This window comes from Pseudomonas sp. SDO5522_S412, from assembly GCF_054071215.1.
The window spans coordinates 17,672-38,826 of record NZ_JBSVWQ010000024.1; the positions used below are offsets into that span (position 1 = coordinate 17,672).

Consider the following 21,155-nt stretch of genomic DNA (forward strand, 5'->3'; position numbering starts at 1 on the left):
ACCACAATGGTTTATTGGCAGATAGCGTTGGTATGAAGGGGAAACACCAACCGAAACACAGTGAAATCTCCGGGCTCGCTGCTGACTTCTGCCCGGCCTTGATGCAGGGTCATGATTGACCGCACGATGGCCAGCCCCAGCCCGGTCCCCCCTTCGGAGCGGGCGCGGCTGCTGTCGACGCGGTAGAAACGCTCGAACAGGTTCGGCAGGTGGTGCGCTTCAATCCCCGGGCCCGGGTTGCCCACCGAGAGCGACACCTGCTGCCCGTGGGTTTCCACCTGCAACGACACCGTGGAAGCGTGTGGCGTATGACGGATGGCATTGGACAACAAGTTGGAAATCGCCCGCTGAATCATCAGGCGGTCGCCATGCACCGAGGCATCACCGTGAAGGCTCAGGCTCAGTTGCTTGTCTTCGGCACTCAGCGCAAACAGTTCCATCACCCGGCGTGCTTCAGCGGCCAGGGACACGGGCGCAAACGAAACCCGCGCCGCCGGGTGGCTGACCTGTGCCAGGAACAGCATGTCGGAAACGATCCGCGCCAGCCGCTCCATTTCTTCGGTGCTGGATTCCAGCACCGCCTTGTACTCCTCGGGAGGTCGCTCCCGGGACAACGTCACCTGGGCCTTGCCCATCAAGTTGGTCAGTGGCGCGCGCAGCTCGTGGGCCAGGTCATCGGAGAACTGCGACAACTGCTGCACACCGCCATCCAGGCGTTGCAGCATGAAATTGATGCCCTGCGCCAACTCGCCCAACTCGTTGGGCAAGTTATCCACAGCCAGGCGGTGGGTCAGATCCTGTGTGGTGACCTTGGCCGCGACGCGGCTGAACTGTTGCAGCGGTGCGAGCCCGCGTTGCACCACCCACCACGCGCCGATGCCGATCAGCAGCAACAGCAGCGGCAGGGCGATCACCGTGGAACGCAGGTAAGCACTGAGCAATGCCTGATCGTCCCTGCGGTCCAGGGACAGCAGCACCCGCACGCGTTCGCCGCTGGACAGGCGCATCAGGCTGGAGGCGCTGAGCACCTGGTTGCCGTTGCTGTCGTCCCAGTTCAGGTAACCGAGGGTCTGGCGTGGTGCGAAGTCGGTCAGCAACGGTTCCTGTGGCTTGGCACCGACGCTTAGCAGCACCGCTTCATCGGGTGCGGTGCCGACGATGGTCAGGTAGAAATTGTCATGCCCCATCACCAGGTCCATCAGCGAATGCGGGCGGGCTTTTATGTCGCGGGTGTCCAGGCCGAGGGCGAGGCTGTGCTGGATCTGCTCCATCTTGCTTTCCAGGCCCTTGCGCGCCAGTTTCTCAAGCTCGTGGGTCAGCGCCAGGTAGGCCAGTGTCGCGAGCAGCACCACCAGGCCCGCGCCCATCAGGCTCACCGTCAGCCCGAGGCGCATCGACAGGCTGCTGGCTTTCATTGGCGGGCCTCCAGCACATAGCCCACGCCGCGAATGGTATGGATCAGCTTGACGTCACTCTGGTCGTCGACCTTGGCCCGCAGACGGCTGATGGAGACCTCCACCACGTTGGTGTCGCAGTCGAAATTCATGTCCCACACCAGGGAAATAATCTGCGTGCGGGTCAGCACTTCGCCGGACTGACGCATCAGCACATGCAGCAGCGCGAACTCCTTGGTGGTCAGGTCAATGCGCCGGGTGCCGCGATAGGCGCGGTGGCGGCGCGGGTCCAGTTCAAGGTCCGACACGCGGAAGACTTCCGGCACCGGTATGTGCTCGCTGCGGCGCAACAGCGTGCGCACCCGGGCCAGCAATTCGGGGAATTCGAAGGGTTTGACCAGGTAATCATCGGCGCCCATGTCCAGGCCCTTGATCTTGTCAGTCAGCCGGCCACGGGCTGTGAGCATCATCACCCGTTGGTTGCTGTCGCGGCGCAGTTGCTCAAGCACTTCCCAGCCGTCCTTGGCCGGCAGGTTTACATCGAGAATCACCAGTTCATAAGCGTGTTGCCCGGCCAGGTGCAGGCCGTCCACGCCGCTGGCGGCGCAGTCGACCACGTAACCGCTTTCGGTCAGGCCCTGCTGCAGGTAGGCGGCGGTTTTTTGCTCGTCCTCAACCACAAGGATACGCATGGGGGTTTACCTTTTACTGATAGAGAGAGACTGAAATTCGAATTTTCCGAAGCCTGAAGGCTGAAGTAGCTACAGGGTCAATCAGCCAGTTTGTGACTGGTTGTTGCGTTGCAGAACGGGCGGGCAAAAAAAACGCCCCATCCGGGGCGTTAAAAATTCATCTCTTTCCAAAGGAGCTACACAAAAGCTTCAGAGATGAATGTGCTCGGTGTGCGCCGTTCAGATCGACTGCTTCTGTGCGTCGGCGGGCGCGGTCTCGGCCACGGACTGTTCACCGTGGACCTGTTGCTGTTGCTGGCGGAACTCGGCGAGGAACTGCCGGGAACGGTCGGCGCCGTCGTCGGCGAGTGCGAGGGTGGAAGTGGCGCCGAGAAAACTGATCAATAACAGGTGGGATGGCTTCATGACGTGTCTCCAAATAAGGCGTGTGCCGTTAGTTGTGACCAGTATATGAAGCGCAACTTAACGAGAAGGTGAGGCGCATATTACAGTTCTGACAGGCTTCAATTTGTGAACAGATGTTAGTCAACGGCAAATGAATGTAAGCATTTGCCGTTGTGTTCATTTACAGAGTTGCCAATGGGTATTCGACAATCAACCGAACTTCTTCCAAGTCCGACTCAAAGGCACTTGAGCGAACGGTCGCCTGGCGCAAACGCAGCGACAGGTCTTTCAAGTTACCGCCCTGCACCACGTACTTCGCCTCGATATCCCGCTCCCAGCGGCGTTGATCGGTCAGCGGGTCGCCGGCCGCGTCACGGCGCATGTACACGCTGTTGGCGTTGCTGTAGTCGGCGCCGGTACCTTTGCCATAGCGGGTCATGAAGGTCAGGCCAGGAATGCCGAAGGCCTGCATGTCGAGGTTATAGGCGAGCATCCACGAGCGTTCCCTGGGCGAGTTGAAGTCGCTGTACTGGATCGAGTTGTTGAGGAAGATCGAGTCCGACATGCGCAGGTAGTCAAAGTCGTCATCGCCGTTGTTGCGCTGGTGCGACAGGGCCAGGCTATGGGCGCCGACCTTGACCCCAAGCCTGGCGCTCCAGATGTTGTTATCGAACTCGCCAAGGCGTTTCTTGCCCTCGTCCACGGCCTTGTAATAGTTGAAGTCGCCAAACAGCGACACGTCATCGTTCAGCGGGTAGCTGGCGGCGCTGCCGAAGTAGTACTGGTCCCAGGCATCCTTCAGGCGGCTGGTGTACAGGCTGACGCTGAGGTGTTTGTTCACCTGGTAGTCGCCGCCGGCATAGCCGATCCAGGGTGAATCCACCTTGCCCGCATAAAACGTCGCGAAGCCTTTATCCATGCCGCTTTGGGTGGGCTGGCTCATGCCGCTCAAGTGCCCGGCCTGCAAGCTCAAGCCGTCAATGCTGGTGTTTTGCGCGGTGACGCCACGGAAGCTTTCCGGCAACACCCGCGAGTCGCCGTAGGCCACCACCGGGGTCAGCGGGAACACGTCACCGGCCTTGATCACGGTATCCAGCAGGCGCACTTTTACCGCGCCGCCGAGCTTGCTGTAGCCGTCCTCGGGGTGGTTGTCGCTGTCTACCGGCAGTACGCCGAACGAGCCCTTGCCGCCGCTGCGACCGGTGCCGGAGTCGAGTTTCAGGCCATACATCGCAAACGCATCGAGGCCGAAACCCACCGGACCCTGAGTGAATCCGGATTCGAACTTGCCGATAAAACCCTGGGCCCAGGCTTCGGAATAGCCATTGCCGGTGGGGCTCGACTGGCCCTTGCGGTCATCGCGGTTGAAGTAGAAGTTGCGGGCCAGCACGTTCAAGGTGCTGCCTTCGATAAACCCTTCGGGTTTTTCTTCCACGGCCATGCCTGACAGCGGGGTGAGCCCCGCCAGGGCGGCAATCATGGAGAGTGAAAATGTGCGGTTAGTGCTCATGTAGCGCTCCTCGGTAGTGGCAGCTATCAGCTTCTTATCGATGGGGCATTCTTGTTGTGATGGTGCCCGGGCAGATAGTTGCAAACACGAGATAACGGCGAGGTGGCGCACAGATTACAATTTTGGAATTTCAATAAAACATAACGGATAAGTAATCTTTCGGTGAACTTTGCGACAGGCTTGGTTAGTTATTCTTGCTCTGAACTTTTAATTCAATAAGTCAGACGAGGACGCCCTCATGAATACCCTGAAAACCACTGTCGCTGCATTGGCCCTGATCGTTTCCGCCGGCGCGATGGCCGAAGGTGGAGGCGACCGCACCTTCGCCCAATTGATGCAAAACAATGAGCAAGCCATGGCCGCCTACGCCGCCAGAAAGGGCAAGCCTGCGCCCGAGGTGCTGGTGTATCGCTACGGCATGAAGCTGGACATTGCCAGGGTGGTGAATGTCACGCCGCCGATCCGCTCGTGCAGCGCGGTGCCGTCACGCATGACCTACGAAGACTCCACCGGCAAGCTCAACACGCTCCACTACCAAGTGATGGGCATCTGCCGTAACAACGGCAGTTGAGGGGCTGAAAAAATATAGTGGGGCAATGGGCTAAAGCTCTCTTAAGAAAATGCCGGCAGCGCCGATGCAGGTCAGATCCCGCCCTCATTTGCCCACCGGTGCCTCCATGTTCAACACCCGTCTCAAGCAGGAGCTGTCTGCTCTTCGCGAAGAATTATCCAGTTTGCAGCAGGTCAAGGAGAGCCTGGAAAGCGAAATGATGGCCCTGACCCTGGATCCCGAAGGGCGCATCGAGTCCGTCAATGCCATCTTCCTTCAAGAGATGGCTTACCAGGCAAGCCAGCTGCAAGGCCGCCTGATCGAGGATCTGGTGCCGGCGCACGTCAAGCACGACACCTTTCAACTGCGCTTCACGAACGCCCTGGTGCGTGGCGAACACTTCGCCGGTTCCGTACGCCTGATGCGCGGCAACGGCAATGAGGCGTGGCTGCGCTCCATCGTGCAACCGGTGCGTGGCAGTGACGGGCGTATCAAGCATATTTCGATGTACTCCAGCGACCTGACCCGCACTATCGAGGCGTCCCGCGAGCACGAAAACCTGATCACCGCGCTGGTGCGTTCCACGGCAGTGATCGAGTTCGACCTCAACGGTAATGTACTGACGGCCAACGACCGTTTCCTCAACGGCATGGGTTACAGCCTGGCGCAGATCCAGGGCAAACATCACCGGATATTCTGTGAGCCGCAGGATGCCGGCAGCGTCGAGTACCAGCAGTTCTGGAAGCGCCTGAACGCCGGTGAATTCGTCGCGGGCCGCTTCAAGCGAGTGGACAGCCACGGGCGGGTGGTGTGGCTGGAGGCTTCGTATAACCCGGTGCTCGACGCCAACGAGCGGCTGTACAAAGTGGTCAAGTTCGCCACGGTGATCACCGACCAGGTCAACCAGGAACAGGCCGTGGCCGACGCGGCCAACATCGCCTACAGCACCTCGCTGCACACCGACAGCAGCGCCCAGCGCGGCACCACCGTGGTCACCCAGGCGGTGGAGGTGATGCGCGACCTGGCCAAGCACATGGAGCAGGCGGGTGAGGGCATTGAAGCGCTGAACGCCCAGTCCCAGGTGATTGGCAGCATCGTCAAGACCATCAGCGGCATCGCCGAGCAGACCAACCTGCTGGCGCTCAACGCCGCCATCGAAGCCGCCCGTGCCGGTGAGCAAGGCCGTGGTTTTGCGGTGGTGGCCGACGAGGTTCGGCAACTGGCGTCGCGTACCAGCAAGGCCACCGAGGAAATCGTCGGCGTGGTGCGCCAGAACCAGGACATGGCCCGCGATGCAGTGGCGCTGATGACCGATGGCCGCCTGCAGGCCGAGCAAGGGCTGGCATTGGCGGCCGAGGCGGGCACGGTGATCGTCGAGATCCAGGACGGCGCCCAGAAAGTGGTCAGCGCTGTAGGGCAATTCGCCAATCAACTGAGCAGCTAGTCACCCGGGCTCATGCTTGAGGTATCGTAGGTTTTTTTTCCGAGCCTTTCGTCCATGAGCCCTAACCATCGCCGTCCCGTCCCGCTGTCCAAGGCCTACCGCTTGCTCAACCACGGCCCGACCGTACTGGTCAGCGCCGCGCACAACGGCCAGCGCAACATCATGGCCGCGGCATGGGCGATGCCGCTGGATTTCGAGCCGCCCAAAGTCGCCGTCGTGCTGGATAAGGCCACCTGGACCCGGCAACTGCTCGAAGGCGCCGGCACTTTCGTGCTCAACGTACCGTGTGCGGCCCAGGCCGATATCGTGCAGACCGTGGGCAACACCACCGGCAGCGAGACCGACAAGTTCGCCGCATATGGCTTGCAGACGTTCAGCGGCGAACACACCGAAGCGCCGATGCTCGAAGGCTGCGTGGCGTGGCTGGAGTGCCGCTTGCTGCCGGAACCGCATAACCAGCAGACCTACGATCTGTTCCTCGCCGAAGTGGTGGCCGCCCAGGCTGATGAGCGCGTATTCAGCGACGGTCGCTGGCATTTCGAAGGGCAGGATGCGCTGCGTACCTTGCACCATGTGGCGGGCGGGCATTTCCTGACGATTGGTGAGCCTATTGATGGGCGACAGCTTTAAGCCCAGTGCCAATTCTTCCGGTAAAGCCTGGTTTTGTGGCGAGGGAGCTTGCTCCCGCTGGAGCGCGAAGCGGTCCCATTGTTTCCTTCCAATACACTTGGTCGGTAGATATACGACTGCTGCGCAGCCGAGCGGGAGCAAGCTCCCTCGCCACAAAGGTTGTGTTACCACTGGGTTTTGCTGAGTGCCTCGGCAAACGCCATCAACTTCGGCGAGTACTGCCGCGATGGCGGATACACCAGCGATATCGCCCGACTGCGCCCGGCAAATTCCTCCAGCAAGGGCACCAGGCGCCCGGCCGCCAGATCTTCCCGCACCGCAAAGTCCATCACCTGGGCGATGCCGAATCCGCCCAGCGCACCGTCCACCAGCGCATCGCCGATATCAAAGATCAACCGCCCCTCGACACTCACGTCCTGCACCCTGCCATCGAGCATGAACTGCCAGTCCACCAGCCGGCTGGTGCGCAGGTTACGTACGGTCAGGCAGTTGTGGTCCTGGAGTTCATCGACGGTTTGCGGCGTACCAAAACGCGCGAGATAAGCCGGGGCGGCCACGGTGACCCAGCGCAGCGGTGGCAGTGCCCGGGCGATCAGGCGTTGGTCCTGGATGTCGCCGGTGCGCAGCAAGGCGTCAAAACCTTCGTCGACGATGTCCACCAGGCGGTCGGTCATTACCGCTTCAATGCGCAGATCGGGGTATTGCAGGGTCAGCTCGCCGATCACCGGCATCACCACCTTGCGGCCAAACAACGAGGGCGTGCTGATCTTCAGCAAACCGGACGGTGAGGCACGGCGGTCGAGCATTTGCCGCTCGGCTTCGGCCAGTTCAGCCAGCAGCGGCGCGCTGCGTTCATACAGCATCTGCCCGTCGGGCGTGAGGCTGACGCTGCGGGTGTTGCGTTGCAGCAGGCGCACACCCAGCTGGTTTTCCAGCCGGGAAATGGCCCGGGACAAGCCCGATTGGGTCAGCCCCAGGTCTCCGGCGGCGCGAGTGAAACTGCGGGTTTCGGCGACGCGCACCAGCAGGCGAACAGCATTCAGATCCATGATTAAAGTCATTACTGAAAGAGTGATAGGGGTATTTATCATCTGTTGGGCATGAAAGAAACTGGCGCCTCTCATTTTCAGGCAGGACACTGTGATGTCTTCTTCTCGACCCTCTGGCTGGATGCTGTTGCTGCTGGCAACCGCGCAACTGATCATCGCCCTCGACGCGACCATTGTGTTTGTCGCGCTGCCCCAAATCGGCAGCCACCTGGGGTTTTCTGCCCAGCAATTGCAGTGGGTGGTCAGTGCCTACAGCGTGGCGTTTGGTGGCTTCCTGTTGCTGGGCGGTCGGGCGGCGGACCTGTTGGGCAAGCGGCGCTTGTACATGCTTGGCCAGTCGCTGTATGCGCTGTCTTCCCTGGCGGCGGTGCTCGGTGGCAGCGCCTTGCTGCTGGTGCTGGCGCGGGCGGTGCAGGGTGTGGGTGGGGCGCTGTTGTTCCCGGCCACGCTGGCGCTGATCAACACCCACTACGCCGAAGGGCCCGCGCGTAATCGGGCGTTTGCCGTGTGGAGCGCGGCGTCTGCGGCGGGCCTGGCATTGGGCGCGTTGCTCGGCGGCGTGCTGACCCAGGCCTGGGGCTGGGAAGCGGTGTTCCTGGTGAACGTGCCATTGGCCGGTGCCTGTGCCCTGGCGGCGCGCTACTGGATTCCCGCCGATGGCGAGCGGGCCCGCGGGCGCAACTTTGATATCAGCGGTGCGTTGACCGTGACGCTGGGCGGCACCTTGCTGGTGTTCTCCCTGGTGCAGGGGCCGGAGTGGGGCTGGGCGGCGCCGTCGACCCTGGGCTGCATGGCCCTGGCGTTGGTGCTGCTCGGGTTGTTTGGGTGGATCGAACACCGGGGCCGTGATCCGTTGATGCCGCTTCGCTTGTTGGGCTATCGCGAGTTGCGCATGGCCATGGTGTTGACGGCGGTGTTCATGAGCAGCTTTGGCGTGCAGTACTACTTTCTGGCGGTGTACTACCAGCAGGTCTACGGCTACAGCGTGTTGCAGGCGGGGTTGGCGTTTTTGCCGGCGACGCTGGTGTGCACCGCGGGCATCTGGCTGGCGGAGCGTTCATTGGCGCGTCTGGGGTTGCGCAACACCCTGGTCAGCGGCCAGTTGGCGGGCGCGGTGGGTATCGCTTTGGTATGTGTGGCGTTGCCGACGGGGGCGGGGTTCTGGTCGTTGCTGCCGGGGATTTTCATCCTGAGTATTGGCCAGGGCATGACCTGGACGGCGATGTGGGTGGCCGCCGGGCTGGGCATCCGGCCGGGCGAGCAGGGCGTGGCGGCAGGCATGGCGTCCACCAGCCAGCAGATTGGCGGTGCGTTGGGGCTGGCGTTGCTGGTGTCGTTGGCGAACGCCGGTGGGTCGATGGGCGCGGCGCAGGCGGGCGGGATTGAGCTGGCGTTGTGGTGGAGCGCGGCGATTGCCCTGGCGGGGGCAGTGCTGGCGTTAGCACTTAAAGAGCGAGCCCCAGCGTCGAATACGATTTCGGCAGCGACATAGTTCAAATGTGGGAGCGGGCTTGCTCGCGAAGGCGGTGGATCAGTCAATGCATTCAGTAGCTGACACACCGCATTCGCGAGCAAGCCAGCTCCTACAGGTTGATCGCATTTCAAGGCGGGATTTCAGCGCCCGAGCATCTTCACCCAGCGCGACGGCGGCATGCCGAAAGTGCTGCGGAACTGGCGGGTCATGTGGCTCTGGTCGGTGAAGCCGGCGGTCAGTGCCGCATCTACCAATGACTGGCCCTGGCCCAGCAGGCTGCGCACCAGGTCCAGGCGGCGCATGGTCAGGTAGCGATAGGGGCTGGTGCCGAACAACAAACGAAAATCCCGCGACAACGCCCAGCGGTCGCGGTTGGCGTATTCCGCCATTTCATCGAGGGTAATCGGCCGGCCCAGGGCACTGTGGATAAATTCCCGTGCGCGCTCGGCGGCCCGGTAGTCGAAGGTCTTGCGATTGACCGTGATGCCCGACGCGTTATTCAGCGCCTGGGCCAGGTCAAACATTGCGTCCTGTTCCTGCAACGGATCAATCGGGCAATCCAGGCTTTGCAGCAACACTTCACTGGCGCGGTACAGCCACGGGTCGCTGGACAATCCGCCGGGGATGAACGGTAACGGCTTGCCGCCGAGCACCTGCTGGATCAGCGCCGGCTCCACGTAAATCATCCGGTATTTGAAACCTTCCTCGCTGCCGGCCCAGCCGTCATGCACTTCATCGGGATGGATCACCATGGTCCGCCCCGGCAGGCTGTGTGTCATGCCGCCGCGATAGTGAAAGCTCTGCACGCCGAACAAGGTGCGGCCGATGGCGTAAGTGTCGTGGCGATGAGGGTCGAAGCCAAACCCGGCAAAATACGCCTCGATACGCTCCAGCCCACTGGCGTGGGGCGCGCGGTGCAGCCAGTCGAGAGAGGGTTTGATCATGGTGTCAGTCGCAGGTCGGGACGCAAATACGTTACCCCAGTGTGACCGGGCTGTCTGCTGCGGTCTTGAACGATTGTGCCACTGCTGAAATTTCGGGGGCAGTACCGGCTTTGCGTTAAGGTATCGCTAATCATTAAAAAATGATTGTTTTACGATAATTAATCGTTTATTTTTCCGCCTCAAATTTCTCAGAGGCTTATCCATGAATTCCCAACGTCTTGCCCAGCTCAGCCAGCGCATGGCATTGCTTACCCTGTTGTTGATCGTCGCCATACTGCTGCTCAATACCGCTGCGTGGCTTTACCCGGTGCAAAGCGCTTCGTTCGGGTTTGGTTTCGCCCTGAGTGGTCAACAGATCGAGGGACGGGCGGAGATCGTTGCGACGTTCCCTTGGTGGCAGACACTGGGCGGCGTCCTGCTCTCCAGCATTCCCTTGATGGCGCTGGTGTCCGGTTTGAATCATTTGCGCCAGCTGTTCCAGAACTATGCTCGTGGGGAGTATTTTTCCAGCGCCGCCGCGCAGCACTTGGGTAAAGTAGGCCGGGCCGTGGCACTGTGGGTGTTGCTGGATTTTCTGTGTGAGCCCTTGCTCAGTGTCTGGGTCACGATGAACGAGCCGGTTGGCCAGCGGCTGCTCACCTTGAGTTTTACCCCGCCCAGCATCGTGGCGCTGTTTCTCGCCGGCTGCATCTCGGTGATCGCGCGTATCCTGTGGCAGGCCAGTGAAGTGGATTCTGAAAACCGCACGTTTGTTTGAGAACAGCATGTCTATTGTGATTGAGTTGGACGTTATGCTCGCCCGGCGCAAGGTCAAGTCCAAGGACCTGGCCGCCGCCATTGGTATCACCGAACAAAACCTGTCATTGCTCAAGCAAGGCAAGGTCAAGGGCATACGGCTGGCGACCTTGGATGCAATCTGCAAGTATCTGGAGTGTCAGCCGGGCGACCTGCTGGTGCATGAACCCGAACCTGAGCTGTAAACGGCAAGGATCTTTAATTCCCTGAAGGATGGATCAACCGATGCTTTTCCCAAGCCTGCCGTACGCCGCGCCTCTTCTGTCGCTGGCCTTGCTCTGGACCGTCGCGGTCGTGACGCCAGGCCCGAACTTTTTCAATACCGCGCAGTTGGCTGCCAGTTGCTCACGTCGCCATGGCGTAGTGGCGTCCGCTGGCGTGGCCACTGGCACCGTGATGTGGGGCCTGGCCGGCGGCTTGGGGATCAAGTCATTGTTTACCGCAGCGCCGATGTTGTACCTCGCGTTCAAGATCATCGGCGGCTGCTACCTGATTTACCTGGGGTTGAAACTGTTCCGGCGCTCGGCACCGGCCATGGCCCAGAACCTGTTGCCCGACGAACCTCGGCGTTCGTTGTTTTCCGCCTGGCGCCTGGGTTTATTGGGCAACCTGTCCAACCCCAAGGCGGCGCTGTTTGTCGCGACGATCTTTGCGTCCACCATGCCCCCATCACCGTCGCCGATGCTGCTGACCCTGGCCGTGATCACCATGGCGACGCTGTCATTCAGCTGGTACACCTGCGTGGCACTGGTGTTTTCCAGTGAACGGATGGCCAACGCCTACAGCCGCTCGCGCAAGTGGCTGGACCGGTTTGCCGGTGGTTGTTATGTGCTGTTCGGCGCCACGCTGGTAGCGAATCGCTGACGGCTCATGGTAAGAAGCCTTACTTTCAAACGTGAGGCCGATCATGAGCAAGCTGCGGGTAGGGATTATTTTTGGTGGCCGTTCGGCCGAGCATGAAGTGTCGCTGCAGTCGGCGCGCAACATCGTCGATGCACTGGACCGTTCGCGCTTCGAGCCGATCCTGATCGGCATCGACAAGGCCGGCCACTGGCACCTCAACGACACCTCGGGCTTCCTGCTCAACGAAGAAAACCCGGCGCTGATCGCCCTCAATCAATCCAATCGTGAACTGGCGGTCGTGCCGGGCAAGGCCAGCCAGCAACTGGTGGAAACCGCCAGCCAGGCCTCGCTGGAACACGTCGATGTGATCTTCCCGATCGTCCACGGCACCCTCGGCGAAGACGGCTGCCTGCAAGGCCTGCTGCGCATGGCGGACCTGCCGTTTGTCGGCTCCGATGTGCTGGGTTCGGCGGTGTGCATGGACAAGGACATCAGCAAACGCCTGCTACGCGATGCCGGGATTGCCGTGACGCCGTTCATTACCCTCAACCGCAGGAATGCGGCGCGTACCACCTTCGAACACGCCCAACAGAAACTCGGATTGCCGATGTTCGTGAAACCGGCGAACCAGGGTTCGTCCGTGGGGGTGAGCAAGGTGGGCAGCGAGGCTGAATATCACGCTGCTGTAGAGCTGGCACTTGGGTTTGATGAGAAGGTGCTGGTGGAGTCGGCGGTAAAAGGCCGGGAAATTGAATGTGCCGTGTTGGGTAACGAGAACCCCATCGCCAGCGGCTGTGGCGAGATCGTGGTGCGCGACGGGTTCTATTCCTACGACAGCAAATACATCGATGACCAGGCAGCCCAAGTGGTGGTGCCGGCGGACATCAGTGTTGAAGCCAGCGAGCGCATTCGTGCGTTGGCCATCGAAGCGTTTGAAACCCTGGGCTGTGCCGGGCTGGCGCGGGTGGATGTGTTTCTGACGGATGAGGGTGAGGTGCTGATCAACGAGATCAACTCGTTGCCTGGGTTCACCCGCATCAGCATGTACCCGAAGTTGTGGCAGGCGGCAGGCATGAGCTACAGCGAGCTGGTGAGCCGCTTGATCGAGCTGGCGCTGGAGCGGCATGCGGGGCGCAAGGGGTTGAAGATTAGCCGGTAGACCAGTAACGCCATCAGGCGTTACTGAGGACTTCTCGAAAAACGTCTGGCCTGATGGCTGCTATGTGCAGCAAGGAACGTGCTGCGCCGGAAGGAGAACGGCGCCCTTGCTCCCATTCTTGAAGCGTTCGTACAGAGACCCCCAGCAGTTCGGCAAACTTGGGCTGTGACAACCCGGTCTTGCTGCGCGCCTCAGCCGCTTGGGTAATTTCGACGTGATGGACGTGACCATGACGCGCTTCCTTGACGTCGATAACGGCAGCCAGCAATTCCTCGCCGATGTTGCGCTTGGCGTCACGTTCCTTCAGCTGTTTCTCAGTGAGTGGCATGGTTCATCTCCTTGGCGATTTTGTAGAGGACATGCGCGGGAATATTCTCGGTGGCACCTTTGCCATAAATCAGCAAGGCAACTAGTGCGCCGCACGCCAATTGCGTTGTGTAAATGATCCGTACTGAGCTGCTCTTGCCCCGGCCTTCCAAGCTCCAGCGTACTTTTCGGCAACCACCAGAACCTGGAATGACAGTACCTGAATCGGGGTGGTTGGCTAGAAAAGCCATAAAAATACCCCGTTCTTCTTCGGTCCAGTAATCGGGCCATAGCTTGCTGAATAATGGTGACTCGATGATCGTTAACACGCAAAAATTCTACGTCTTTGACGTAGCCTCTGGCAAGAAGGGGCGGGGCCAGAAAATGTCAGCGGATGGAGAGGGATTCAAGAAACGTTGTTTCGCAAAAAATGACAGCCCACAGATTTTCTAAGGCTAATAGCTAAGAGAGCTGTGGGCGTCGTCCCATTACACTGCGCGAGCAACCCACGAGTACAACAACGTCTTCCTCTCCGTACTGTCATGGGTCCTTCTGCGATAACTCGCAAACGCCGGCGAGGTGCAATACGTACACACTTCGCTTACCTCAACCTGCTCACGTTTTATCCCTGCCGCCTCCAGCAAGATCAGCGCATAGCGGCTCAAATCAAACCACGCACTCAAGGCCTGCCTGGGTTCTGGCGGCTGAATCTCCGGTGCCAACAAAGGCCCCGGCTGCTCGAACGTCCACGGCGCATTTCCATCCCGCCACAAATGCCCCTGACTCGCCTGCAACTGCGCCACAAACTCGCCACTCACCTCATAACAACAAGGCTTGATCGAAGGCCCAATCGCAATCCGCAACTGATCCAGCGCCACACCCTCGGCGGTAAACCGTTGCATGGCATTGGCGATGATCCCGCCTTGCAGTCCCTTCCAGCCGCCATGAATCGCCGCGACAAAGTCCCCGTCCTCCGAGGCCATCAGCAGCGGCAGGCAGTCGGCGGTAATCACCGCAATCGGCTGCAGATCCCGGCTGAAAACCCCATCGGCTTCAACCGTATTGGCGGCGAGCTCCGGGCGCCATTCAATGGTCGTGGCGCTGTGCACCTGCTTGCAGATGAACACCTCGTCAGGCCGCAACGGATCGTCAATCGAACAAAATCCATGATCGACGCCCATCAGGGCGCCGAGGTTATTTGCCTTGTGCACGCGCAGCTCTCCAATGAGTCAACTTAATCCCCCAGTGCTTCGCCTTCACGGCGTGGATCAGCCCCGCCGATCAACGACGCTTTGCCCTGCGCATCGCGCACCCGGACGATCGCCTGGGCGCCGCTGGTCATGTCGATTTCGCTCAGGGCGTGGCCCTTGTCCTTCAGCGCCTGTTTCAACGGTGCGCTGAACAACCCGGCTTCCAGCTCGGTCGCGCCGTTGCGGCTGCCAAAGTTGGGCAGGCCGACGGCCGCTTGCGGGTCGAGGTTCCAGTCGAGCATGGCCACCAGGGATTTGCTCACATATTCGATGATCTGCGAACCGCCCGGCGAGCCAACGGTGGCCACCAGCTCGCCGCTCTGACGATCAAACACCAGGGTCGGCGCCATGGACGAACGCGGGCGCTTGCCCGGCTCGATCCGGTTGGCCACCGGCTGGCCGTTCTCTTCGGGGATGAAGGAGAAGTCGGTCATCTGGTTATTCAGCAAAAAGCCCTGGACCATCACATGAGAACCGAACGCCGCTTCCACCGTAGTGGTCATCGACACCGCGCCACCCAGGTCATCCACTGCCACCACTTGCGAGGTGGAAATGCGCAGCGGCGAGCGATCCGGCGCATAGGCCACTTCAATCCCGGCCGGCTTGCCCGGCTTGGCGACGCCCATGCTGCGCTCACCAATCAACGCAGCGCGGCTGGCCAGGTAATTCGGAGCGATCAGTCCGGCAACTGGCACCGGCACGTAGTCCGAATCGGCCACGTACTGGGCGCGGTCGGCGTAGGCCAGGCGGTCGGCCTCGGCGATCAGGTGCACCGCTTCGGGCACCGGCTCCAGGCCTGCTGGTGAGTCGCTCTTCACCGGCTTCAACGACGCGAGGGCCATGCGCGGGTCGCGGGCTTCCAGGGCCTGCAACGTGCCGAGGATCTGCGCAATGGCGATCCCGCCCGACGACGGCGGCGGCATGCCGCAGACTTTCCAGCGTTTGTAGTCGGTGCACAACGGCGCCCGCTCAACCGCGCTGTAGCCCTTGAGGTCGGTCAGCGTCAGGCTGCCGGCGTTGCTGTTGCCCTGCACCTTGCGGGTGATTTCTTCGGCAATCGGGCCGTAGTACAGCGCGTCCGGCCCTTCCTTGACGATGCGCTTGAACACGTTGGCCAGCGCCGGGTTTTTCAGCAGCGTACCGGTGGCCTTCGGGCTGCCATCGGCGTTCAGGAAGTACGCGGTCATTTCCGGCGAGCGGGTGATGTAGCGGTCGGCGGCAATCAGGCTGTGCAAGCGCGCGGAGATCGGGAAGCCCTGTTCCGCCAGGCGAATGGCCGGCTCGAATAAGGTTGCCCATTGCAGATGGCCGGTCTTTTTGTGGGCCATCTCCAAGGCGCGCAACACGCCTGGAGTTGCCACGGACCGCCCGCCAATCTGTGCCTCGGGGAAGGCCATCGGCGTACCGTCGGCCTTCAGGAACAACCGCTCGGTAGCGCCCGCCGGTGCGGTTTCGCGACCGTCGTAGGCGTGCACCTGCTTGCCGTCCCACAGCATGATGAACGCACCGCCGCCGATCCCGGACGACTGCGGTTCCACCAGCGTCAGTACGGCCTGCATGGCAATCGCGGCGTCGATGGCCGAGCCGCCCTTGCGCAGGATTTCCCGCCCGGCTTCGGCGGCCAGCGGGTTGGCGGCGGCGGCCATATGGCGCTCGGCGTGGCGGGTGCTCATGTCGGTGCGATAGCCCGAGCCGAGTTCCGGGGCGGGCGGCAGTTCAGGCGCGGTGGCGCTGTGGCAGGCGGCGAGGGTGAGGGCGGCGGTGATCAGCGAGAGGGTGGTAAGGCGTTGGCGGTGGAAAATCGAAAGCACGCGATGACTCCGTTCATTTGAGAATGATCTGTTGTCCGTGGGGAGGGAATGTACCTCAGTGATTTGCTGGAAGGGAGATTGATCTGCATATGGTTGTGCGATACAACTATATCTCTTCATTCGGGCAAGAGGTTTTCCACGTGAACCGTTCCAGGCCAGATCTTATCGATCAGATCCGCTGTGCCTCACGCCTCATGGTGCGAGAGCTGGGTTTCATGCAGCCGAAGTTGGCAGCCAGCCGTTATCCACCGTCGTCGGTGCACACGATTGTTGAAATCGGCGAGCGTGGCGCACTGACAGCGGCTGAACTGGTCACCTTGCTGGGCCTGGAAAAATCGTCGGTGAGCCGCATGGTGCGCAAGCTGATCGAGGCGGGCGAGCTGGAAGAGTTTGCCAACGAGGACGATGCCCGTTCGAAAAAGCTACGGCTCACCACACGAGGCCAGAAGACGTTACGCGACATTGAAACGTTTGCCCGGCGCCAGGTGGGCGAGGCCATTGGCGGCTTGTCCAGCGAACAGCAGCAGGCCGTCAGCCGCGGGCTTGATCAGTACGCCGCAGCCCTGCAAACCCAACGTACCGGCGCCCGGCAGCCGAGGCACTACCGCATTGCCCAAGGCTACCGGCCAGGCATCATCGGGCGTATCGCGCAGATGCACGCCGAGTACTACGCCCAGCATGCGAATTTTGGCCAGCCGTTTGAAAGCCTGGTGGCGGCGGACATGGCCGAGTTGATGGGGCGCCTGGCCAACCCGCGCAACCAAGTCTGGGCAGTGCTGGACGCAGAGCAGATCGTCGGTTCGATCGCGATTGATGGCGAGGGCGAAAACGGCGAGGCGATCCTGCGCTGCTTCATCCTCGCCCCGTCGGCTCACGGCCAGGGCTTGGGTAAACGGTTGTTGAAAGAGGCGCTGGATTTCTGTGACGGGCACCGGTTCCCGGCGGTGCGGCTGTGGACGTTCAAGGGCCTGGATGTGGCGCGCAAGCTTTATGAAAGCGCGGGCTTTGTGCTGGAGTCGGAACAGGAGGGGCAGCAGTGGGGCAAGTCTGTGGTGGAGCAGTGTTTTGTGCGGCAAGGGGTTTGACATACAGCGCCCCAGTAAGAGGCGCTCAGTGCTGATGCCGGTAGCGGGGAATGTTATGCGTCACCTTCTTGTGGTTCGCCAGCCAGGCTGGCATTCACATAATTCTTACCCGGGCACAGCTATGATGCTCGTCCTTATGCAATAAGCCTGACAGGGCGACCCATTATGAATGTGAGCATTCTCTACGCGTTGGCGGCGGCGGCGTTGTTCGGCGCCAGCACTCCGCTTGCCAAGCTCCTGGGGGTGGATACGCCGCCCATCCTGTTGGCCGGGCTGCTCTATCTGGGCAGCGGCCTGGGCCTGGCCATCGTTCGGTTTGCTCGCGACCACGGCTGGAAACAGCCCGGGCTTGCAGCCGGAGAGTGGCCCTGGTTGGTGGGCGCCATTGTCTTTGGGGGCGTGCTTGCGCCTGTGGCGCTCATGTACGGGCTCACCCGCACAGCGGGCGCCACCGCATCGCTGATGCTCAATCTTGAGTCGGTGCTCACGGCCGTGCTGGCGTGGGTCGTGTTCAAAGAGAACGCAGATCGCCGCATCGTGATCGGCATGATCGCTATTGTTCTGGGCGGGATCGTTTTGTCATGGCCGCACGGGACAGCGACGGCTCATGATTGGACGGGGCCGTTGGCCGTGGCTTTCGCCTGTTTTTGTTGGGCCATCGACAATAACCTGACCCGTAAGGTCTCTGCCTCGGATGCGCTGTTTATCGCCGGCAGCAAAGGCTTGGCGGCGGGTGTGGTCAATTGCTGTTTGGCGTTGGCCATCGGGTCGCAACTGCCAGCGGTGGCCACGCTCGGGTCAACCATGGTGGTTGGGCTGCTTGGGTATGGCGTGAGTCTGGTGCTGTTTGTGCTCGCTCTGCGCGGGCTTGGCAGTGCGCGCACCGGCGCCTATTTTTCCACGGCTCCTTTCCTGGGCGCGGTCATCTCGATCCTGATCCTGGGCGAGTCAGTTTCGCTGATGTTCTTGCTCGCGGCCGCCTTGATGGCCATCGGGGTGTGGATTCATCTGATGGAACATCATGCGCACGAGCATCAGCACGATCCCCTCATGCACGGTCATCGCCATACACACGATGAGCACCACCAGCATGTGCATAACTTTGCGTGGGACGGTACCGAGCCACATAGTCATGCCCATGAGCACGCACCGATCCAGCACAGTCATGCGCATTTTCCCGATGTGCACCATCGGCATAAACACTGACGTCGTGGGGCAATAGGGCGGTTTACTTTTCTGCAGGCATAAAAAAACGGCCTACCTTTCGGTAAGCCGTTTTTAGTACTTGGTGGTACACAGTCATTTGAACCACAACCCTAACTTTTTGTATTTTATATATTTATTTTCTTTTCGATCAGTTAGGCATACACATAGGCATACACGCCGTTGGGGGGATGTACGTTCTTCCCTCATATCTGAGCTTGGCATGATGCCACCCGTCTTGACGCAACGAGATCGCGACCTCGGAGACTGATCCATTAAAAACGGCCAATCTGGATTGGACGTTTTAACCGTTTGCCGCCTTTTACAAGTGAGTCCCTTTACATGGGAATGCGGAGCCTTCCCATGTACAGGGACTTGGCCTGAAGAGCGCAGACAAGTAGGGGCAAGTGCGGCAGTTGCTACTCTGTTGCCATGCTGCATGGATTATGCGTTTTATCGTAATCCAATAAGCCGGCGACCTATTGGCCGCCAAACCCTCCGATCAAGCGATCTTTGATCGCGCCGATCGGAGGGTTCACTCGCTTTTTCTCGAAGCCACCTCGTTCCACTTCCCAATTTTCAAATTTGATTAGCGCCACGCTCGCTTTCACCCTCCAGTAACTTCCCGCGATTTCTATAGCGGGCAGCGTCATTTCAGCGTAAGTTCGGATCTTTTCGTTGGGCATGTATGCAGTTGTGTCGACAGCGGCGACGCCGGCGACAACCCACGTGGAACGTGGTCTGGAGCATGGCGACAAAAGTGGCGACAGTCGCCACTTTTTGAGCGCTTTGGTAGTGATGCTTGACCGCCATTTCGAGTGGGTATAAAAATTGGCGCACGGACCGCTGTCGTTGACAGCACCAGCCCAGGTAGCCAGAACCTTCAAGGCTACGCCACTTGCGTGGTGGTTCTCCCAAAGTGCGATTAGCATCCGGCGGCTCGCACGATCACTCCCCAAGAGTGATGGACGCCTACTCGACTTATCTGTCCACTGCGACAGACGATGGACCTTCCTCGCTGCATTGCAGCAACCTCACCTCTCGGCACAATTCGCTGCGCCAGACCGCGCCCGTCTCTTTCTCCTGGAAAGATGCGGGCGCTCTTAACACTGCTGCAAGCCACGTCGTACTAGGCATTGCCGCAACTCTCCTCGTGACAATCGGCATGACAAATCCGATTTATCGCTATCCGCAACGACACAGATAGCCATCTTCGAGAATCACCGTACCGCTTGATGTGGTGCGCTGACCCATGCTAGTCCAATCATCTAAGATTTTTAAACCTAGCGGCCTTGCTCCACGAATGCTAGTTGCGGATTCCCGGTTTCATCGATGACTAATACTCCAAGCCAATGGGCAAACATAGATCCTGTGCAGTAGCTTTTACGACCATTGATGACTAAGCCGCTGGAACCTGCATGCAGAGTAGTTCGAACATCTTGTACGTGCTCACCAGAGCTCTCTGAAATTGCATTGGCGAAGCGGTTGCCTTTTAAAACTAATTTGTAATAAAACTCCTTTTGAGCTTCTGTGCCATGACGCCGTAAATCCTCCAGCAAACAGAAATGGTTCTGTGGAAGTTGCCCAATTGACGAGTCAGATGCGGAGAGCATAGCAATAACTTCCACCACTGTCGCATAGGAAACATCTGCGCCGCCATACTCCCTCGGCACCGTAATTCCCCAAAGACCACTATGAGAAAAAAATCAATCACTTCATTGGGTGCACTTCGGCTCTGACCACGAGCTGAGTCATTACAGATCAGAGCTGCGGCCACCTTGCCTGCAACATCAATAGCATCAGCGTCGTCGCGAATGATATAGGCGTTTGTGCTTTGGTTAGAGAAAGTTGAAAACAGATCTGACATAGCAAAATCTCCTCGATTAATAGCCATCAGAGGCCAGCAGGACTCGTGCCAGAAGAAATCAATGGATGGAGCTAACAAAATCGTCTCAACTGTTGAAAACCAAACATACTGTTAGCCCCCTGTTGCCCAGCCAACACCAAGGCACAATAAATGAATAAAAAATAAGAAAATCACCAGTTATAGAGTTATGAAAATAAAATATAACGATAGCCCACTTTTCTGGATTACATTCTGAGATGTGGTTACGCCTTCTAAAAGACGAGTCATGGCACTGGCGAATTTATCGTAAAGTGTTCACGCAACTCGGTTTAACATTTCAAAACGTAGACGCTATGACACCCGATCCGACAACCACGGCGCTTGTCTCAGCATTAACGGAAGCGGCAATAGCAGGACCAGTTGAATATGCGGCAGCACTTGTATTTATCGAGCGCCCCCCCATGGTTGCTTGCATAGAAGAGGATCCCTTGTATGGCGCGCTCCTTCTCAAATACGGTCTTGAAAGAAAATCTGTACAACCATTGTGGTGGCACGCGCTCGAAAATCGTCACTCCGGTCATTCCTCCCTGCCAGCAGTAATAATTTCCAACAGACTCCATATCGCCAGAGAAGTTGTAGGCGATGCGTGTACTCGTGCTACCCAGGTGGTGGCGGTCGTTGGACGGTGGCAGCAATCGATTCTAAGCAGAACGCCGCACGAGGCTTAACCTAGTGAAATCATCCCATCGAATTGTGCCGACCCCACTTGAAGGTTTTTCCTCGTGG

The 21,155-nt window shown here is 59.7% G+C and carries 22 protein-coding genes and 2 pseudogenes; 12 read left to right on the top strand and 12 right to left on the bottom strand.

Features of this window, described 5'->3' with window-relative positions; translation table 11 throughout:
• Positions 1 to 11: 11 nt before the first annotated feature.
• From ACW9I6_RS08210 to ACW9I6_RS08225, 4 genes are all read right to left on the bottom strand, one after another.
• Complete coding sequence (locus ACW9I6_RS08210; RefSeq protein ID WP_008437501.1) at positions 12 to 1,415, bottom strand: heavy metal sensor histidine kinase; 1,404 nt, start codon at positions 1,413 to 1,415, stop codon at positions 12 to 14.
• Positions 1,412 to 2,086, bottom strand: a complete 675-nt coding sequence (locus tag ACW9I6_RS08215; RefSeq protein WP_003214417.1) for a heavy metal response regulator transcription factor — start codon at positions 2,084 to 2,086, stop codon at positions 1,412 to 1,414. Before ACW9I6_RS08215 ends, ACW9I6_RS08210 begins: the two co-directional genes overlap by 4 nt.
• Before the next feature lie 219 nt (positions 2,087 to 2,305).
• Entirely contained in the window at positions 2,306 to 2,491 is a 186-nt protein-coding gene (locus ACW9I6_RS08220) for a hypothetical protein (RefSeq protein ID WP_023659162.1), read from the bottom strand.
• A gap of 160 nt (positions 2,492 to 2,651) precedes the next feature.
• Complete coding sequence (locus ACW9I6_RS08225; RefSeq protein WP_457339159.1) at positions 2,652 to 3,980, bottom strand: OprD family porin; 1,329 nt, start codon at positions 3,978 to 3,980, stop codon at positions 2,652 to 2,654.
• Positions 3,981 to 4,218: 238 nt separating this feature from the next.
• Here ACW9I6_RS08225 and ACW9I6_RS08230 point away from each other — a divergent pair, with 238 nt between their 5' ends.
• The 4 genes and pseudogenes from ACW9I6_RS08230 to ACW9I6_RS08245 all read left to right on the top strand — a co-directional run bounded on the left by ACW9I6_RS08230 (position 4,219) and on the right by ACW9I6_RS08245 (position 6,604).
• Complete coding sequence (locus tag ACW9I6_RS08230) at positions 4,219 to 4,551, top strand: DUF2790 domain-containing protein (protein WP_177029308.1); 333 nt, start codon at positions 4,219 to 4,221, stop codon at positions 4,549 to 4,551.
• Positions 4,552 to 4,750: 199 nt separating this feature from the next.
• A pseudogene (locus ACW9I6_RS08235) lies at positions 4,751 to 5,434 on the top strand (PAS domain-containing protein); the annotation flags it as partial.
• A 111-nt stretch (positions 5,435 to 5,545) separates the two neighbouring features.
• Positions 5,546 to 5,974, top strand: a pseudogene (locus ACW9I6_RS08240) (methyl-accepting chemotaxis protein); the annotation flags it as partial.
• A 54-nt stretch (positions 5,975 to 6,028) separates the two neighbouring features.
• Positions 6,029 to 6,604: a flavin reductase family protein gene (locus ACW9I6_RS08245; RefSeq protein WP_177070212.1), complete on the top strand. Its 576-nt coding sequence runs from the start codon at positions 6,029 to 6,031 to the stop codon at positions 6,602 to 6,604.
• A gap of 164 nt (positions 6,605 to 6,768) precedes the next feature.
• Here ACW9I6_RS08245 and ACW9I6_RS08250 read toward each other — a convergent pair whose 3' ends face one another.
• Positions 6,769 to 7,653 carry a LysR family transcriptional regulator gene (locus tag ACW9I6_RS08250; protein ID WP_457339160.1) on the bottom strand — a complete coding sequence of 295 codons (885 nt, stop codon included), beginning with the start codon at positions 7,651 to 7,653 and terminating at the stop codon, positions 6,769 to 6,771.
• Between the two features lie 121 nt (positions 7,654 to 7,774).
• Between ACW9I6_RS08250 and ACW9I6_RS08255 the strand changes: the two genes are divergently transcribed.
• Positions 7,775 to 9,145 (top strand): MFS transporter, encoded by a 1,371-nt coding sequence (locus tag ACW9I6_RS08255; RefSeq protein WP_457339175.1) that lies wholly within the window; start codon positions 7,775 to 7,777, stop codon positions 9,143 to 9,145.
• A 122-nt stretch (positions 9,146 to 9,267) separates the two neighbouring features.
• Here the strand turns inward: ACW9I6_RS08255 and ACW9I6_RS08260 are convergent, their stop codons facing one another.
• The gene (locus tag ACW9I6_RS08260; RefSeq protein ID WP_076014932.1) at positions 9,268 to 10,071 is read right to left on the bottom strand and encodes an AraC family transcriptional regulator; all 804 of its coding nucleotides are present in this window, start codon (positions 10,069 to 10,071) and stop codon (positions 9,268 to 9,270) included.
• A gap of 202 nt (positions 10,072 to 10,273) precedes the next feature.
• Between ACW9I6_RS08260 and ACW9I6_RS08265 the strand changes: the two genes are divergently transcribed.
• Genes ACW9I6_RS08265 through ddlA form a run of 4 tightly spaced genes read left to right on the top strand, consistent with a single transcriptional unit; the run spans position 10,274 to position 12,868 of the window.
• On the top strand, positions 10,274 to 10,828 hold the full coding sequence (locus ACW9I6_RS08265) for a DUF2975 domain-containing protein (protein ID WP_087693784.1): 555 nt from the start codon (positions 10,274 to 10,276) through the stop codon (positions 10,826 to 10,828).
• A gap of 7 nt (positions 10,829 to 10,835) precedes the next feature.
• On the top strand, positions 10,836 to 11,051 hold the full coding sequence (locus tag ACW9I6_RS08270) for a helix-turn-helix domain-containing protein (protein WP_010177071.1): 216 nt from the start codon (positions 10,836 to 10,838) through the stop codon (positions 11,049 to 11,051).
• Positions 11,052 to 11,091: 40 nt separating this feature from the next.
• The gene (locus ACW9I6_RS08275) at positions 11,092 to 11,730 is read left to right on the top strand and encodes a LysE family transporter (RefSeq protein WP_087693797.1); all 639 of its coding nucleotides are present in this window, start codon (positions 11,092 to 11,094) and stop codon (positions 11,728 to 11,730) included.
• Positions 11,731 to 11,773: 43 nt separating this feature from the next.
• The gene (ddlA, locus tag ACW9I6_RS08280; RefSeq protein WP_063033162.1) at positions 11,774 to 12,868 is read left to right on the top strand and encodes a D-alanine--D-alanine ligase; all 1,095 of its coding nucleotides are present in this window, start codon (positions 11,774 to 11,776) and stop codon (positions 12,866 to 12,868) included.
• A gap of 13 nt (positions 12,869 to 12,881) precedes the next feature.
• Here the strand turns inward: ddlA and ACW9I6_RS08285 are convergent, their stop codons facing one another.
• The 4 genes from ACW9I6_RS08285 to ggt all read right to left on the bottom strand — a co-directional run bounded on the left by ACW9I6_RS08285 (position 12,882) and on the right by ggt (position 16,235).
• Positions 12,882 to 13,196: a helix-turn-helix domain-containing protein gene (locus ACW9I6_RS08285; protein ID WP_087693783.1), complete on the bottom strand. Its 315-nt coding sequence runs from the start codon at positions 13,194 to 13,196 to the stop codon at positions 12,882 to 12,884.
• A complete protein-coding gene (locus tag ACW9I6_RS08290; protein WP_087693782.1) occupies positions 13,183 to 13,503 on the bottom strand; it encodes a transcriptional regulator in 321 nt (106 codons plus the stop codon). The genes ACW9I6_RS08285 and ACW9I6_RS08290 overlap by 14 nt, the downstream gene beginning before the upstream one ends.
• Before the next feature lie 159 nt (positions 13,504 to 13,662).
• Positions 13,663 to 14,385 carry a polyphenol oxidase family protein gene (locus ACW9I6_RS08295; protein ID WP_087693781.1) on the bottom strand — a complete coding sequence of 241 codons (723 nt, stop codon included), beginning with the start codon at positions 14,383 to 14,385 and terminating at the stop codon, positions 13,663 to 13,665.
• A 23-nt stretch (positions 14,386 to 14,408) separates the two neighbouring features.
• Positions 14,409 to 16,235, bottom strand: coding sequence for a gamma-glutamyltransferase (gene ggt, locus ACW9I6_RS08300; protein ID WP_457339161.1), 1,827 nt, complete (start codon positions 16,233 to 16,235; stop codon positions 14,409 to 14,411).
• Positions 16,236 to 16,429: 194 nt separating this feature from the next.
• Between ggt and ACW9I6_RS08305 the strand changes: the two genes are divergently transcribed.
• Positions 16,430 to 17,320, top strand: a complete 891-nt coding sequence (locus tag ACW9I6_RS08305) for a bifunctional helix-turn-helix transcriptional regulator/GNAT family N-acetyltransferase (protein WP_457339162.1) — start codon at positions 16,430 to 16,432, stop codon at positions 17,318 to 17,320.
• Positions 17,321 to 17,485: 165 nt separating this feature from the next.
• On the top strand, positions 17,486 to 18,526 hold the full coding sequence (locus ACW9I6_RS08310; RefSeq protein ID WP_457339163.1) for an EamA family transporter: 1,041 nt from the start codon (positions 17,486 to 17,488) through the stop codon (positions 18,524 to 18,526).
• 476 nt (positions 18,527 to 19,002) lie between these two features.
• On the opposite strand, the gene ACW9I6_RS08315 is transcribed toward ACW9I6_RS08310, so the two are convergent.
• Positions 19,003 to 19,209 (bottom strand): hypothetical protein, encoded by a 207-nt coding sequence (locus ACW9I6_RS08315; RefSeq protein WP_457339164.1) that lies wholly within the window; start codon positions 19,207 to 19,209, stop codon positions 19,003 to 19,005.
• 597 nt (positions 19,210 to 19,806) lie between these two features.
• Positions 19,807 to 20,196 carry an acyl-CoA dehydrogenase family protein gene (locus ACW9I6_RS08320; protein ID WP_177029300.1) on the bottom strand — a complete coding sequence of 130 codons (390 nt, stop codon included), beginning with the start codon at positions 20,194 to 20,196 and terminating at the stop codon, positions 19,807 to 19,809.
• A 430-nt stretch (positions 20,197 to 20,626) separates the two neighbouring features.
• Here ACW9I6_RS08320 and ACW9I6_RS08325 point away from each other — a divergent pair, with 430 nt between their 5' ends.
• Positions 20,627 to 21,097, top strand: coding sequence for a hypothetical protein (locus tag ACW9I6_RS08325; protein ID WP_457339165.1), 471 nt, complete (start codon positions 20,627 to 20,629; stop codon positions 21,095 to 21,097).
• The last annotated feature ends 58 nt before the right edge of the window (positions 21,098 to 21,155 follow it).